Source organism: Nonomuraea montanisoli, assembly GCF_013363975.1.
Classification (GTDB): domain Bacteria; phylum Actinomycetota; class Actinomycetes; order Streptosporangiales; family Streptosporangiaceae; genus Nonomuraea; species Nonomuraea montanisoli.
Genome location: NZ_JABWGN010000003.1, coordinates 123178 through 137796, shown reverse-complemented (window position 1 = coordinate 137796; position 14619 = coordinate 123178). Strand labels below are relative to the sequence as shown.

The window sequence follows — 14619 nt, the reverse complement described above, 5'->3', positions numbered from 1 at the left end:
CGGCGGCTCGGCGCGTAGCCTGAAAGCGTGCTGGGGCGGACGGGTGAGGCGAAGGGCGCGATCGGCGCGGCGGCGGGCATCGAGTCGCCGGACAGGCTCGTCGAGCTGCTCGACCGGCAGGCGTACCTCGCCGACGAGGGGCTGGCCACGGCCGCGTTCCTGGCGCTGCGGATGCGCCGGCCGCTGTTCCTCGAAGGCGAGGCCGGCGTCGGCAAGACCGAACTGGCCAAGGCGCTCGCCGCGCTGCTGGAGGCGCCGCTGATCCGGCTGCAGTGCTACGAGGGCCTCGACGCCGCCCAGGCCCTGTACGACTGGGACTTCGCCCGCCAGCTCCTCCACCTCAAGGCCGCCGAGGCCGCCGGCGTCACCGACGTGGGCCGCCTGGAGGGCGAGATCTACGACCGGCGCTTCCTCATCGCCCGGCCGCTGCTCAAGGCCCTGGAGACGGGGCCGAGCGTGCTGCTGGTGGACGAGATCGACCGGGCCGACGACGAGTTCGAGGCGTTCCTGCTGGAGGTGCTGTCCGACTACACGATCTCCATCCCCGAGCTCGGCACCGTGCGCGCCACGACGCCGCCGGTCGTCGTGGTCACCTCCAACCGCACCCGCGAGGTCCACGACGCGCTCAAGCGCCGCTGCCTCTACCACTGGCTGGAGCACCCCGGCTTCGACCGGGAGGTGGCGATCCTGCTGCGCCGGCTGCCCGACTGCACCGAGACGCTGGCCGCGCAGGTCGCGCGGGCCGCCGCCCGGCTGCGCGGCGCCGGCCTGGTCAAGCCGCCCGGCGTGGCCGAGACGCTCGACTGGACCGAGGCGCTGCTGACCCTCGGCGCCAAGGAGCTGGACCCCGACCGGGCCGCCGCGACCCTGGGGGCCGCGCTGAAGTACCGCGAGGACGTCGAGAGCGTCCTGTCGCGTGGGCTGCTGCGCCATGAGTGAGGACGCCGGCGGGCCGGCCGCCACGGGTGAGGACGCCGGCGGGCTGGCCGCCACCATGACCGGGTTCGCGCGGACGCTGCGGGCGGCCGGGGTCGGCGCCGACCACGAGCGGACCCACGCCCTGCTGGGCGCCCTGCGCCACCTCGACGTGACCCGGCCGGCGGACGTCTACTGGGCCGGCCGCCTCACGCTCTGCGCCGGGCCCGACGACCTGCCCCGCTACGACCGCTGCTTCCAGGCGTACTTCGGCGGACGCGCCGCCTCCCGGCGGCCGGCCGGGGCGGTGACCGTCACCCGCCACACCCTCGCCCTCGGCGACGAGGCCGGCGACGACGCCGGGGAGGGCGAGCAGGAGAGCGCCCCGGGCAGCGCCAGCCGCACGGAGCTGCTGCGCCACCGCGACGTGGCCGCGCTCACCGAGGCCGAACGGGCCGAGGTGCACCGCATGCTGGCGATGCTCAGCGCCGGGCGCGCGGCGCGCCGCTCACGGCGCTTCGAGCCCGCCGCCCGGGGCCGGCTCGACCAGCGGCGCACCATCCGCGAGGCGCTGCGCAAGGGCGACGTGGCCCGCCTGCTGCGCCGCACCCACACGGTACGGCCACGCGGCGTCGTGCTGTTCGTCGACGTCAGCGGGTCGATGGCCCCGTACGCCGAGACGCTGCTGCGCTTCGCGCACGCCCTGGTCAGGAGCGAGCCGCGGGCCACCCGCGTCTACGCGGTCGGCACCCGGCTCACCCCGATCACCGCCGAGCTGCGCCACCGCGACCCCGGCACGGCCCTGGACGCCGCCTCCCGGGCCATCCCCGACTGGAGCGGCGGCACCCGGCTCGGCGAGGAGCTGCAGGAGTTCCTCGGCCGGCGCCACGCCCGCGGCGACATCGTGGTGATCGCCTCGGACGGCTGGGAGCGCGGCGACCCGAGCCTGCTCGGCACGCAGGTGGCCCGGCTGGCCCGCCAGGCGTACCGGGTGATCTGGGTCAACCCGCACAAGGGGTACGACGACTACGAGCCGCTGACCGGGGGCATGCGCGCCGCCCTGCCGTACCTCGACGACCTGGTGGCCGGGCACAGCCTGGCCGCCTACGAGGACCTCAGCGAAAGGCTCGCCCATGCGTGACGTGCTGCCCGAGATCATGCGGTGGTGGAGGTCGGGGCTCAGGTTCGGGCTGGCGACCGTGGTCAGCACGTTCGCCAGCGCGCCCCGGCCGCCCGGCGCCGCGATGGCGGTGCGGGGCGACGAGGTGGTCGGCAGCGTGTCGGGCGGGTGCGTCGAGGGCGCGGTGTTCGAGCTGGCCGCCGAGATCGACGAGCCGGTCCTGCAGCGGTACGGCGTGACCGACGACGACGCGTTCGCCGTGGGCCTGACCTGCGGCGGCATCATCGACATCCTGGTCGAGCCGGTGTCCATCGAGACGTACCCGGAGCTCGGCGACATCGCCCGCTCGGTGGCGGCGCACGAGCCGGTCGCCGTGGCCACCGTCGTGTCCGGGCCCGGCCGGATGGGCGCCCGCCGCGTCGTCTGGCCGGACCGCTCGTCCGGGACGCTCGGGCTCGACCGGCTCGACGAGGCCGTGGACGACGACGCGCGCGGCATGCTGGCCCAGGGCGTCACCGCAATCAGGAGGTACGGCCCGCGGGGCGAGCGGCGGCTGGACGACCTGGCCGTGTTCGTCCACTCGTTCGCGCCGCCGCCCCGCCTGCTGGTGTTCGGCGCGATCGACTTCGCCGCCGCGGTGGCCCGGCTCGGCAAGTTCCTCGGCTACCACGTGACCGTCTGCGACGCCCGGCCCGTCTTCGCCACGCCCAAACGCTTCCCGGAGGCCGACGCGGTGGTGGTCAAGTGGCCGCACGACTACCTCGCCTCGACCACCGTGGACGAGCGCACGGTCATCTGCGTGCTCACCCACGACCCGAAGTTCGACGTGCCGCTGCTGGAGGTGGCGCTGCGCACCCCCGCCGGGTACATCGGGGCGATGGGCTCGCGCCGCACCCACGAGGACCGGCTGGACCGGCTGCGGGAGGCGGGCCTGGCGGAGGAGGAGCTGGCCCGGCTGCGCTCGCCCATCGGCCTCGACCTGGGCGCCCGCACCCCGGAGGAGACGGCCGTGTCGATCGCGGCCGAGCTGATCCAGCTCCGGTGGGGCGGCTCCGGCCGGCCGCTCAGCGACACCGCGGGCCGCATCCACCACGAGGCATCATGAGCGTGCGGCGCTCGCGCGTGGCCGGCCTGCTGCTCGCGGCCGGCGAGGGCTCCCGGCTCGGCACCCCGAAGGCGCTGGTCGAGCACGAGGGGGAGCGGCTGGTCGACCGGGGGGTGCGGCTGCTGGAGGAGGGCGGCTGCCATCCCGTGGTCGTGGTGGTGGGCGCGGCGACCGTCCAGGTGCGTGGCGCGGTCGTGGTGCGCAACCCTGACTGGCGCTCCGGCATGGGCTCGTCGCTGCGGGTCGGGCTGGCGGCGCTGCCCGAGCAGGCCGAGGCGGTCGTGGTGGCGCTGGTGGACCAGCCGTTCATCCGCCCGGAGGCGGTGCGGGCCCTGGTCGCGAGCGGCGCGCGGCTGGCCGTCGCCACGTACGGCGGGCGGCGGCGCAACCCGGTGCTGCTGTCGCGGGGCGACTTCGCCGAGGTGGCCCGGCTGGCGGTGGGCGACGTCGGGGCCCGGCCCTTCATCAAGGCGCACCCGGAGCTGGTGACCGAGGTGCCGTGCGACGGCCTCGGCGACCCCGCCGACATCGACACCCCCGCCGACCTCGGCAGGTTGAGCCGCGAAGGCTAGAGGCGGAAGGACGCCGTCGCCGCGCGGTGGTCGCTGCCCGTCGCCGGGGCCACCCCGGCCTCGGTCGCCGTCATCCCCTTGTACAGGATGTGGTCGGGCCGGGTGATCGGGAACGACGACGGCCAGGTGAAGCCGAACCCCCGCCCGGCCTCCTGCTGCGCGTCCAGCAGCGGCGGCGTCAGCCCCCGCATGCCGCGGTCGGTGGTGGCGGTGTTGAGGTCGCCGAGCAGGAGGATGCGCTTGCTCGTGTCGGCGTCGATCAGCCGGCGCGCCGCGGCCAGCGACTCGTCGCGGGAGGCGGTCTGCCCGGGCCGGGCCGAGGCCAGGTGCATGACGTACACGGTCACGTCGCCCTTCGGGGTGTCGACCACCGCGCGCAGCGCCCGCACCCAGCCCATGCCGACGTCGAGCGGCTTGGACCGGCGGATCGGATAGCGGCTCCACAGCCCGACCGTGCTGACCGTGTAGTGGTCGCGGAACAGGGCGTTCAGCCGTTTGGCGGCCGGTCCGCCGGAGGTCAGCTCCTGGGCGGCCAGCAGGTCGAGGCCCTCGCCGATGGAGCCCACGGCGGTGCCGGAGGAGCCGTTGGCCACGCCGACGTTGACGGTGCCGACCGACAGGTCGGAGCGTCCGCCGGGCGGGGACCGTAAGACGGCCGGGCCGAACATCACCGCCCACACCAGGCCCGGCACCAGCGCCGCCACCGCCGCCAGGCGGGAGCGGGCCAGGGCCGCCGCGGCGAGCAGGAGGGGCACGGCCAGCCCGAGCCAGGGGAGGAGGCTCTCCAGGACGGGGGTGAAGCCGCCCATCGCGGGGACCAGCCGGTGCCCCGCCAGCACCAGAGCCACCACGGCCGCCACCACCACGACGATCCTGTTCAGCATCGGCCCCTCTCCGCGATCTGCCCCAGGCTAGCCGGTCGCCGCGCGACGCGCGGACGCGCTAATCTGTTGTCCTCGCAACGGAATAACATTCGGTATCGGGAGCCCGGCAATGCGCATCGGTATGGCACTCAACTACTCGGGCGGCTTCAAGGAGACGGTCGCCGAGCTGGCCGACTACGAGAAGGCCGGGCTCGACATCGTCTTCGTGGCCGAGGCCTACAGCTTCGACGCGGTCAGCCAGATGGGCTACATAGCGGCGCGGACGGAGCGGCTGGAGATCGCCTCGGGCATCCTGCCGATCTATTCGCGCACGCCCACCCTGCTCGCCATGACGGCCGCCGGCATGGACTTCGTCTCCGACGGGCGGTTCACGCTCGGCATCGGCGCCTCCGGTCCGCAGGTCGTCGAGGGCTTCCACGGCGTGCCGTACACCGCGCCGCTCGGCCGTACCCGGGAGGTCATCGAGATCTGCCGCCAGGTGTGGCGGCGCGAGCGCGTGCGGTACGAGGGCCGCCACTACACGCTGCCCCTCCCGCCGGACAAGGGCACGGGGCTCGGCAAGCCGCTCAAGCTCATCAACCACCCGGTGCGCCCGCGCATCCCGATCGTCGTGGCCGCCATCGGCCCCAAGAACGTCGAGCTGGCCGCCGAGCTCGCCGAGGGGTGGGAGCCGATCTTCTACCTGCCGGAGCGGGCCGGCGCGGTGTGGGGCGAGGCGCTGGCCGCGGGCAAGGCCAGGCGCGATCCCGAGCTGGGCGAGCTCGACGTCATCGCCCAGGCGTCGCTGGCCATCGGCGACGACGTGGCCGGGCTGCTGGAGTTCGGCCGGCCGATGGCGGCCCTCTACATCGGCGGCATGGGCGCCAAGGGCAAGAACTTCTACAACGACCTGGCCCGCCGCTACGGCTTCGAGAAGGAGGCCGAGCAGATCCAGGAGCTGTACCTCGACGGCAAGAAGGACGAGGCCGCCGCGCTCGTGCCGGACGAGCTGCTGCGCGACATCTCGCTGATCGGCGACGAGGGCTTCGTGCGCGACCGGGTCCAGGCGATGAGGGAGTCCGGCGTGACGACGCTCAACGTCGCGCCGCTCGGGCGCACGCACGAGGAGCGGGTCCGGCTCATCGAGCGCATCAAGGACATCGCCGGCTGAGCCGGCACCGGAGCAGCGCCGGCTGAGCCGGCACCGGAGCAGCGCCGGCTGAGCCGGCACCGGAGCAGCGCCGGCTGAGCCGGTATCGGGAGCACGGCCGGCTGACTCCCGTGGAATCGCCCGGCCCGGTGTGACGACGATCACTCCGGGCCGGGGAATGCGGCCGTGGAGGCGGCGTGTTGAACACGCTCGTGAGGTTTTCTGTGGTGATCGTGCGGCTCGTCGAACGCCTGCACATCGACCTGTGCCGGGTTCTGGGGTCTCTCTGTCGCTGATCGCGCTCTGACGCGCTTGATCGCCGATCCCCCTTCGTGGCGCTTCGCGCCACTTCGTGCCACGCCACCCCCGGGCACCACCTCCCTGACCGCCTGAGGCGCGCCCCGCCGTGCCCGCCCGTACCTCCGGAGTCTTCCGTCGTGAAGAGATTCAGCTTCTCCCTCCAGCTTCTGCTGGGCCTCGTGCTCGGCGTCGCGCTGGGCTTCGCCGCCAAGATCTGGGACGTCGCCTGGCTCGCCGAGACCCTGACCAAGGTCGGCCAGATCTTCGTCCAGCTCCTCAAGCTCGCCGTGCCGCCGCTGGTGTTCACCGCCGTGCTGGTCAGCGTGGCCAACCTGCGCAACGTCAACGGCGCCGCCCGGCTGGCCACCAAGACCCTGCTGTGGTTCCTCGCCACCGCCGCCGTGGCCGTCGGCTTCGCCATCGCGCTCGGCCTGGTGATCAACCCCGGCCAGGGCGTCACCCTCGACACCGGCGCCGCCAAGGCCGTCGACACCGAGGGCGCCGGCACCTGGCTCGACTTCGTCACCGGCATCCTGCCCACGAACGTCGTCACCGCCTTCAGCGAGATGAACGTCCTCCAGATCGTCTTCCTGGGGGCCGTCCTCGGCGCCGCCGCCCTCGCGGTCGGCGAGAAGGCCGAGCCGTTCCTCGCGCTCAGCCGCTCCGTCCTGGAGCTGGTGCAGAAGGCGCTGTGGTGGGTGATCCGCCTGGCCCCCATCGGCACCGCCGGCCTCATCGGCAAGGCCGTGTCCACCTACGGCTGGGAGCTGCTCGCGCCGCTCGCCAAGTTCAGCGTCGCCGTCTACGCCGGCTGCTTCATCGTGCTGCTGGCCATCTACCCGGTGCTGCTGTCGGTCTGGGGCAAGGTCAACCCGCTGACCTTCTACCGCAACGCCTGGCCCGCCATCGAGCTGGCCTTCGTCTCCCGTTCCTCGGTCGGCACGCTGCCGCTGACCCAGCGCGTCACCATCGAGCGCAACGGCGTGGACGCCGACTACGCCTCCTTCGCGGTGCCGTTCGGCGCCACCACCAAGATGGACGGCTGCGCCTCGGTCTACCCGGCCCTGGCCGCCATCTTCGTGGCCCAGGTGTTCAACGTGCCGCTGGGCGTGGGCGAGTACCTGCTGATCGCGTTCGTCTCGGTCGTCGGCTCGGCGGCCACGGCCGGCCTCACGGGCGCGACGGTGATGCTCACGCTGACGCTGAGCACGCTCGGCCTGCCGCTGGAGGGCGTCGGCCTGCTCCTGGCGATCGACCCGATCCTCGACATGATCCGCACCGCGACCAACGTCGCGGGGCAGATGGTCGTGCCGGTGCTGGTGGCCCGCTCGGAGGGCCGCCTGGACGAGGCGGTCTTCAACGCGGCGCCGCAGGAGCTGGACGCGCCCCGCTCGGAGCGCTCCGCCGGCGCCCCGGAGCCGGCCGCGGCCTGACGCGCCGCGCCGCATGAAGGGCGGGAAGCCGTGTGCTTCCCGCCCTTCGTGCGTTTCGTGGTGCTACTTGGCCCTTTTGCCCATCGCGTACCCTGCCGCGAAGCCGGCTGCGAAGACCGCTCCAACCACGACGGCGGCACCCACGCAGGCACCACCACCGCGTTCGGGGTTGACCTTCACCACGCCTTCCTGAAGTTCGAACGTCTCCTGCCGGAGCCTTTCGAGTCGCAGGCCGTTGTCGTCGCGGCTTCTCGACCATGCCGCGACCTCGTTGCTGAGTCGTTGCAGGCTCTCCACGCTGAAGGCGGTGGCGAGCAGGCTTTCCGCCGCAGCGAGAAGGTCCATGCCGGTCTCGTCCGGCACATACCCGCCGCGGAGAAGGCCGTCGATGGCCGTCGCGCTCGGCTGGGCTGGGGGCCATGACGGCCTAGGAGGCGGACATATCGGGAGATTGCGGGTCGAGGCCCAGAGGGTCGGGAGGATGAGATCGCTGAGATCCTTTTCCGCGAGCTCGCCGAAGCGCCCTCCCAGGAGGGAGGCTGCCTCTTCGACCTTCGGATTCAGCCTTCTGGAGCGCTCGAGCTCTTCGGCTGCGTCGATGAACAGGGGTACCGGATCGAGCGGGGCGAGGAAGAAGTTCTCGGTCAGCAAGTTGATCACGCGAATCTCCCGAATTTCCGTGAAGGGCGGTCTACTGCATAGACCTGTGAAGTTCGCTGAATAACCCGATAAACGGGTTTTTCAGTCCATCCCACACAATTCCCGGCCCGATGCGGGAGCTATCGTTATTGTCGCTGAAGTATGCATGGATTCTTTCGGGGAATTCTTTTCTGTTTGCTGCGCCGGTCATGTTTGAACGCCTGGCGTCCGGCCACGCAGGTCCTCGCGTCCGGTCCTCGATCTTTCGCCGGCGCCTTGGCGTCAGACATCATCGGACGGTGGACACGATCCAGACGGACACCGGGTTACTCGGGCTCGTGGCCCTGGTCGCGACGATCATCGGAGCGATCGCCGCCGTCATGCAGCTCTTGCAGGGACGCAGTCGTCGGCACGGGGAACAGAGCGCTTCACCCCAAGGCGAAGCGTCGGACGCGGCGTCCGGCGTTCCTGATGACGCGTTCCCGGCCGCCGCGGGATTCTGGTGTGCCTTCGTGCACGCCCTGGCTTGGATGTTCGTCGTGATAGCCGGCATCCGGTCCGCGACGTGGCCCGCGTACATCATCCTGGGCCTGGTCACTGTCGTGACGGTGTGGGCGATGGTGTTGCTGACGATCGACGCCGCCGACGAGGGGAGTCTGAAACGCGGTGATTCCCTGCGCATCGCATTGGCGTGGCTGATGGTGGTCGCCGCTGTGGCCTTCTCCGTGCGTACAGCCGTGGGTTAGCGCCCGCTCGTTCAGTCCCGGGTCAACGGGCCCAGTACGGCGTCGCGGGCCAAGACGATCCAGCCGCGTGCGCTGGAGGTCGCCGACGATCTCGGTGTCGCCGAGCGGGTGCCGGGCGCGGGCGCCGTGCACGTGCCGACGCGGCACTACGACCGCGACCGGGTGGTGTCCGAGGCGGTGGAGGCGGCCGTCGGGATGGCGGCCCCGGGTGTTCCGTACGCGCCGGTGTGGCTGTCGCAGCCGCGTCGAGCGGATCCTGCGCGATCGCCTGGCCGAACTCGGCGGCACGGTCGCGTGGGGGGCCGCGGTGACCGCGCTGGAGCAGGACGGCGACTTCGTCGAGGTGACCGCTCGGACGGCCGCCGGCGAGCAGCGGGTGCGCGCCCGCTACGTCTTGCTGCGCGGCCCGCACTGGACGCTGCTGACCTTCGACCGCGGCCGGACCGCACCGCACGACGCCGTCGGAGACCCCCTGGCCGTCCCCCTGCGCACGGTCCGGATCACCACCGACGCCGCGGCGTCACGGCTGCATCGCCGCCCGCACCCCGGACACGGCCCGGCTGTCGGGGCGGGCCGTGTCAGCGGGCGGAGATCACTCGTCGGAGACGTAGATCTGCAGGTCCCACTTCGGCGTGACCGGCACGCACCTGTAGCGGACTTCGAGGGCCTGTCCCGCGTTGATGCAGTTGCGCTGGGTCGAGAAATAGCCGAAGTGGTGCCAGCCCGCCGCGTGCGCGGGCGTGGCGACGAAACCGAAGGAGAGGGCGGCGCCGGCCGCCGCCGTGGCGATCACCGTACGAATTCTCATGCTGCTGGGCTCCTTTCGAGCGGTTGTCGAATTGCTCGGGTCAGTAGTAGAGATAGAAGTCGTAGCGGGAGCCCGAGGGCTTGCACGAGAAATCCTGCGCCGCGCCGTTGGAAATGGCCTTGACGCCGGCTTTCACGCAGTCGCCGTAATACGCGTAGCTGCCCATCAGGTGCCAGGTCTCGGTGACCTGGGCGGAAGCGGCCGACGCGGGAGCGGCCATGGCGCCGACCGCCAGCCCGCCGGCCACCAACGCGGCCGCGGCCAGACGACGAGGGCTCATCTTCTTCTTTCCTTTCGTGAAGAAGTCCGTGACGACCCTCAGCATGTTTCGGCGTTCTTGGAGATCACTTGGAGATCACTGGGAGCCCGGAGCGGAAAAGGCTCAGGGGGCGGCGGCGCGGAGAAATGCCTCGGCGAACGTGCGCGCGACCTCGTCCACCGGAGGCAGCACGTCGCCCAGCGCGTCCAGCAGCACGGGCCGGAACAGCATGTGCGCCGCCATCGGGCCGAGCATGAGCTGGATGAGCAGCGGCAGGGGGAGAGGCCGCAGCCGGCCGGCCTCGATCTGCGCGGTGAACAGCGTGCCGAGGCTGGCGAACATCCTGGGCAGGCCGGCCTTCAGCATCCCGGCGGCCGTGCCGTCGGGACGGCTGAACAGGTCGCCGAAGATGGCCGGCAGCACCCGGGGCTCGCGGGCGAACGCCTCGGCCAGCGCGCGGTAGACGGCGTGCACGGTGTCCTCGATCCGCTCCGGGGGATCGGCGGCCAGCGCCTCCAGGTCGAGGACGGGGACGTAGCGGTCGAACACGCCGGCGATCAGGCCGTCACGGCCGCCGAAGACGGCGTGCAGGCTGGTCGGCGAGCAGTGGGCGGCGGCCGCGACGGCGTCGAGGGTGACCGCGCCGAGCCCGTCGCGGGCGACCAGCGTCGCCGCCGCCTCGATGGCCCGCTCCCGGACCGGTGGGCGCCCGCCCGGGTCGACCCCGGCCTGCCGCACCGCCTCGTCCAGCGCGGCCCGGGATCCGCCGAGCCGCCGCAGCAGGGTGCTGCGCGAGATGCCGGCGGCCGCCGCGATCGCGCTCAACGGCACCTCGGCCACGTCCTTGCCCTGCCGCTCGGCTGCCGCCAGCGCGGCTTCGACCAGCGCCCTCTCCATGAACCGAGATGGTACCGCTTCCTATCTGAACCTCATATGTGTATCGTCTTCAGTAGGTACTCATCAGGTGATGAATTCTGGTGAGGGATCAGGCGCGACCCGCAGGAGAAGGGACTGTCATGACCGTCGAGAAGACCGGCGTCCTGGTGAGCGGTGGCGGCCCGGCCGGGATGATGCTGGGACTGCTGCTGGCCCGGGCGGGCGTCGAGGTCACCGTGCTGGAGAAGCACGGCGACTTCCTGCGCGACTTCCGGGGCGACACCGTCCACCCCGCCACCATCCGGCTCATGGACGAGCTCGGCCTCGGCGAGGCCTTCCGGGCCCTGCCGCAGAGCCGCCTGGGCAACGTCTCGCTCCCCACCCCCGACGGCGACCTGGTGACGGTGGGCGACTTCACGACGCTGCCGGCGCCCTACGACCACATCGCGATGGTGCCGCAGTGGGACCTGCTCAACCTGCTGGCCAAGGCCGCCGGTGAGGAGCCCGGGTTCACGCTGCGCATGGAGACGGAGGCCACCGGGCTGGTCAGGAACGGCGACAGGGTCGTCGGCGTGCGGTACCGCACCGCCGACGGCCACGAAGGGGAGATCCGCGCCGAGCTGACCGTGGGCTGCGACGGCAGGCACTCCACGCTGCGCCGGGAGGCGCGGCTGACGCCCCGGGAGTTCCGGGTGCCGTTCGACGTCTGGTGGTTCCGCCTGCCCAGGCCGCCCGCCGAACGGGGCGTCCCGGCCGGGGTGACGCCGGTCGCTCGGGGTCCCGAGCTGCTGCTGTGCCTGACCCGCCCGGACTACTACCAGGTGGCGTACCTCACCGCGAAGGGCTCCGACGCCCGGCTGCGCCGGGAGGGGATCGAGCGCTTCCGCGAGCGGATCGCCCGGCTCCGCCCCGACTTCGCCGACCGCGTGGACCAGCTCGCGAGCATGGACGACGTCCACGTGCTCGACGTCAAGCTCAACCGGCTGCGGCGCTGGTACCGCGACGGCCTGCTGCTCATCGGCGACGCCGCGCACGCCATGTCGCCCGCCGGGGGCGTGGGCATCAACCTCGCCATCCAGGACGCGGTGGCCACCGCCGCCCTGCTGGCCGGGCCCCTGCGGCGGCACGCCGTCACCACCGCCGACCTGGCCGCCGTCCAGCGGCGCAGGCAGCCGCCCACGGTGATCGTCCAGGGCGCCCAGCGGCTGCTCCAGCGCGCCATGTTCGACATGGGGGCCACGAACAGGAGGCCCGGCCCGCCCAGGTCCCTGCTCCTCCTCCTGCGCGCGTTCCCCCGGCTGCGCGCGATCCCGGCCCGGTTCCTCGGCTTCGGGCCCCGGCCGGAGCACGCCCCCGCCTTCGCCCGCAGGAGCCCCCGGCTCACTAGCCCTTGATCGCGCCCTGGGTGATGCCGTTGACGAAGCTGCGCTGGAAGACCAGGTGGACGGCCACGATGGGAGCGATGACGATCAGGCAGGCCGCCGCCAGCAGCGGGATGTCGGTCGTGTACTCGCCGACGAAGAGCCCCAGCCCGCTCGGCGCGGTCCGCCGGTCGGGGTCCAGCATCATGACCAGGACCAGCATGAACTGGTTCCACGACCACATGAAGTAGAGGACCGACAGCGTGGTGATCGCCGGCCACGAGATCGGCAGCAGCACCCGCGCCAGCACGACGAGGTCGCGGGCGCCGTCGATGCGGGCGGCCTCCACCAGCTCCTCGGGGACGTTCGAGAAGTGCGTCTGCATCCAGTACACCCCGAACGGCATGAACAGGGCCGCCTCGGCGAGGATGACGCCCACGTAGGAGTTGGTGAGGCCGACCTCGCGCAGGTTGAAGTAGAGCGCGACCACGATGAGCTCGATCGGCAGCGTGAGCCCCAGCACGAACGCGAACGACAGCGACCGGTGACCCCACACCCTGAGGATCGCCAGCCCGTACCCGGCGAGCGTGGCCAGCACCACCGACAGCGGCACCACGAAGACCGCGATCAGCAGGCTCGACCGCATGAGGGCGGTCATGTTGCCCCGCTCCCAGGCGAGCGCGAAGTTCTCCCACGACCACCGCTCGGGGATCGGCGCCGCCGACGCCGCCGCCCTCGACGAGACCTGCGTGGCGGTCGGGATCACGGCCTCCGGCTCCACCCCGTACGTGGCCGGCGCGCTCCGCGCGGCCCGCGCCGCCGGCGCCCTAACCGTGCTGGTCACCTGCAACCCCGAAGCCCCGCTGCGCGAGCTGGCCGACCTCGGCGTGGTCGCCGACACCGGGCCGGAGGCGCTGACCGGCTCCACCCGGCTCAAGGCGGGCACGGCGACCAAGGTGATCCTCAACGCGTTCTCGACGGCGCTCATGATCAAGGCGGGACGCACGTACGGCAACCTCATGGTCGGGCTCGTCGCCAGCAACGCCAAGCTGCGCGAGCGCGCGGTGAGCCTGCTCGCCGACGCGAGCGGCGAGGACGAGGCGCGCTGCCGCGCCGTCCTCGCCGAGGCGGACGGGGACCTGCCGCAGGCGCTCGTGCGGCTGCTCACCGGCTGCACGCCCGAGGAGGCCCGGGAGGCGCTGCGCGGCGCCCCGGGCGTCCGGGCGGCGGTCGCCGCGCTGGGCGGGCGCTAGATGGGTCTGGCGGGAGACGACACGGGGCCCGCGGGCGGCGGCAGGGGGCTCACCGGAGACGACGCGGGTCTCGCCGGAGACGACGCGGGTCTCGCCGGGGCCTGCACGGGGCTTGCGGGAGAGGACGCGGGTCTCGCGGGCGACATGGGCCTGGCCGGTGGCGGCACGGGGCTCGCGGGGGTGGACGTCGGCGGCGGCGGGATCAGGCTGCGGATCGAGGCCGGAGGGACGACCGCGGCGGGGGAGGACCCCGTCCCGGCGCCCCGCCGGGACGGCCGGATGGACCTCCACCGGCTCGCCTCCCGCGTCGCCCGGCTCGTCGAGGAGACCGCCCCCGATCTCGACCGGCTGGCCGGCATGGCGATCGGCACCACCGGCCTGCCTGGCCTGGTGCCGGACCCGGGCGTCCTCTGGCGCGCCCTGGGCGACAGGTTCGGCCTGCGTGCGCTGGTGGTGACCGGTGACATGGTCACCACGCACGTCGGCGCGCTCGGGTTCCGGCCCGGCGTGGTCGTCGCCGCGGGCACCGGCGTCATCGCCCTCGGCACCGACCTGGCCGGCGTCTGGAACCGGTCCGACGGATGGGGACACCTGCTCGGCGACCACGGCGGCGGCGCCTGGATCGGGGCGCGGGGCCTGCAGGCCGGGCTGCGCGCCCGCGACGGCCGGCTCGGCGGGTCGGCCGCCCTGCTCGACCGTCTCACGGCCCGTTTCGGGTCGCCGTCGGAGCTGGTGGCGCTGGCCTACGCGCCCGGCGCGGCCGCCCACCTGCTCGCGTCGTTCGCGCCGTCCGTCGCCGAGGCCGCCCGGGACGGGGACGCCGTGGCCCGGGCGATCTGGGACGAGGCCGGCCGGGAGCTCGGGCGCAGCGCGGCGGCCGCGGCGTCGGGGCTCGAACCGGTGGTCTCGTGGGGCGGCCGGCTCTTCGACGCCGGGGACCTCCTCGTGGAGCCGTTCCGGGACACCGTCACGGCCCTGCTCCCCGGCGTCCGCCTCACGCCGCCGCGCGGCGTCTCGGCCGACGGGGCGCTCGCCCTGGCCCGCGCCGCGGTCGCCGGGTCGGTGCGGTCCCGCCCTCCGTACGTCCACGTCTTCCCCGGGACCGGAGTCTCCGGAACCGGCGTTTCCGGGACCGGCTTCCACGGCGCCGGCTGACGATCTCCGGCGACCCGGCGGGGCGTCCACCTGTGCCGGGGCCGTCGCGAACGAGCACGCGGCA

General features: G+C 73.1%; 16 protein-coding genes and 2 pseudogenes. 12 read left to right on the top strand and 6 right to left on the bottom strand.

Annotated elements, in window-relative coordinates:
• Window positions 1-27: 27 nt before the first annotated feature.
• From HTZ77_RS07525 to HTZ77_RS07510, 4 genes are read left to right on the top strand one after another with little or no spacing between them, the layout of a single operon-like run.
• On the top strand, window positions 28-939 hold the full coding sequence (locus tag HTZ77_RS07525; protein WP_407940481.1) for an AAA family ATPase: 912 nt from the start codon (window positions 28-30) through the stop codon (window positions 937-939).
• Window positions 932-2056, top strand: coding sequence for a vWA domain-containing protein (locus tag HTZ77_RS07520; protein WP_175588748.1), 1125 nt, complete (start codon window positions 932-934; stop codon window positions 2054-2056). Before HTZ77_RS07525 ends, HTZ77_RS07520 begins: the two co-directional genes overlap by 8 nt.
• Window positions 2049-3140, top strand: coding sequence for an XdhC family protein (locus HTZ77_RS07515; protein ID WP_175588747.1), 1092 nt, complete (start codon window positions 2049-2051; stop codon window positions 3138-3140). The genes HTZ77_RS07520 and HTZ77_RS07515 overlap by 8 nt, the downstream gene beginning before the upstream one ends.
• Window positions 3137-3712, top strand: a complete 576-nt coding sequence (locus HTZ77_RS07510) for a nucleotidyltransferase family protein (protein ID WP_175588746.1) — start codon at window positions 3137-3139, stop codon at window positions 3710-3712. Before HTZ77_RS07515 ends, HTZ77_RS07510 begins: the two co-directional genes overlap by 4 nt.
• On the opposite strand, the gene HTZ77_RS07505 is transcribed toward HTZ77_RS07510, so the two are convergent.
• Window positions 3709-4596 carry an endonuclease/exonuclease/phosphatase family protein gene (locus tag HTZ77_RS07505; RefSeq protein WP_175588745.1) on the bottom strand — a complete coding sequence of 296 codons (888 nt, stop codon included), beginning with the start codon at window positions 4594-4596 and terminating at the stop codon, window positions 3709-3711. The two genes, HTZ77_RS07510 and HTZ77_RS07505, sit on opposite strands and share 4 nt — an antisense overlap.
• 109 nt (window positions 4597-4705) lie before the next feature.
• Here HTZ77_RS07505 and HTZ77_RS07500 point away from each other — a divergent pair, with 109 nt between their 5' ends.
• The 3 genes from HTZ77_RS07500 to HTZ77_RS07495 all read left to right on the top strand — a co-directional run bounded on the left by HTZ77_RS07500 (window position 4706) and on the right by HTZ77_RS07495 (window position 7458).
• Window positions 4706-5746 carry an LLM class F420-dependent oxidoreductase gene (locus HTZ77_RS07500; RefSeq protein ID WP_175588744.1) on the top strand — a complete coding sequence of 347 codons (1041 nt, stop codon included), beginning with the start codon at window positions 4706-4708 and terminating at the stop codon, window positions 5744-5746.
• A gap of 176 nt (window positions 5747-5922) precedes the next feature.
• Window positions 5923-6021, top strand: a complete 99-nt coding sequence (locus HTZ77_RS48680; protein WP_376768070.1) for a putative leader peptide — start codon at window positions 5923-5925, stop codon at window positions 6019-6021.
• 141 nt (window positions 6022-6162) lie between these two features.
• A complete protein-coding gene (locus tag HTZ77_RS07495) occupies window positions 6163-7458 on the top strand; it encodes a dicarboxylate/amino acid:cation symporter (protein WP_175588743.1) in 1296 nt (431 codons plus the stop codon).
• 63 nt (window positions 7459-7521) lie between these two features.
• Here the strand turns inward: HTZ77_RS07495 and HTZ77_RS07490 are convergent, their stop codons facing one another.
• On the bottom strand, window positions 7522-8118 hold the full coding sequence (locus HTZ77_RS07490) for a hypothetical protein (protein WP_175588742.1): 597 nt from the start codon (window positions 8116-8118) through the stop codon (window positions 7522-7524).
• Window positions 8119-8396: 278 nt separating this feature from the next.
• Between HTZ77_RS07490 and HTZ77_RS07485 the strand changes: the two genes are divergently transcribed.
• Both HTZ77_RS07485 and HTZ77_RS48675 read left to right on the top strand, forming a co-directional pair.
• Window positions 8397-8843, top strand: coding sequence for a hypothetical protein (locus HTZ77_RS07485; protein WP_175588741.1), 447 nt, complete (start codon window positions 8397-8399; stop codon window positions 8841-8843).
• 67 nt (window positions 8844-8910) lie between these two features.
• Window positions 8911-9225, top strand: a pseudogene (locus HTZ77_RS48675) (hypothetical protein); the annotation flags it as partial.
• A gap of 210 nt (window positions 9226-9435) precedes the next feature.
• Here HTZ77_RS48675 and HTZ77_RS07480 read toward each other — a convergent pair.
• The 3 genes from HTZ77_RS07480 to HTZ77_RS07470 are packed head-to-tail and all read right to left on the bottom strand — an operon-like array spanning window position 9436 to window position 10807.
• Complete coding sequence (locus HTZ77_RS07480) at window positions 9436-9651, bottom strand: hypothetical protein (protein ID WP_175588740.1); 216 nt, start codon at window positions 9649-9651, stop codon at window positions 9436-9438.
• A gap of 40 nt (window positions 9652-9691) precedes the next feature.
• On the bottom strand, window positions 9692-9976 hold the full coding sequence (locus HTZ77_RS07475; protein ID WP_175588739.1) for a hypothetical protein: 285 nt from the start codon (window positions 9974-9976) through the stop codon (window positions 9692-9694).
• 57 nt (window positions 9977-10033) lie between these two features.
• On the bottom strand, window positions 10034-10807 hold the full coding sequence (locus HTZ77_RS07470) for a TetR/AcrR family transcriptional regulator (protein ID WP_175588738.1): 774 nt from the start codon (window positions 10805-10807) through the stop codon (window positions 10034-10036).
• 119 nt (window positions 10808-10926) lie between these two features.
• Between HTZ77_RS07470 and HTZ77_RS07465 the strand changes: the two genes are divergently transcribed.
• The gene (locus HTZ77_RS07465; protein WP_175588737.1) at window positions 10927-12180 is read left to right on the top strand and encodes an FAD-dependent oxidoreductase; all 1254 of its coding nucleotides are present in this window, start codon (window positions 10927-10929) and stop codon (window positions 12178-12180) included.
• Here HTZ77_RS07465 and HTZ77_RS07460 read toward each other — a convergent pair.
• Window positions 12170-12859: pseudogene (locus HTZ77_RS07460) on the bottom strand (carbohydrate ABC transporter permease); the annotation flags it as partial. The gene HTZ77_RS07465 and the pseudogene HTZ77_RS07460 overlap by 11 nt on opposite strands.
• On the opposite strand from HTZ77_RS07460, the gene HTZ77_RS07455 reads away from it, so the two are divergent.
• Both HTZ77_RS07455 and HTZ77_RS07450 read left to right on the top strand, forming a co-directional pair.
• The gene (locus HTZ77_RS07455) at window positions 12792-13400 is read left to right on the top strand and encodes an N-acetylmuramic acid 6-phosphate etherase (protein WP_175588735.1); all 609 of its coding nucleotides are present in this window, start codon (window positions 12792-12794) and stop codon (window positions 13398-13400) included. The pseudogene HTZ77_RS07460 and the gene HTZ77_RS07455 overlap by 68 nt on opposite strands.
• A complete protein-coding gene (locus HTZ77_RS07450) occupies window positions 13401-14555 on the top strand; it encodes a BadF/BadG/BcrA/BcrD ATPase family protein (RefSeq protein WP_235994441.1) in 1155 nt (384 codons plus the stop codon).
• Window positions 14556-14619 lie beyond the last annotated feature (64 nt).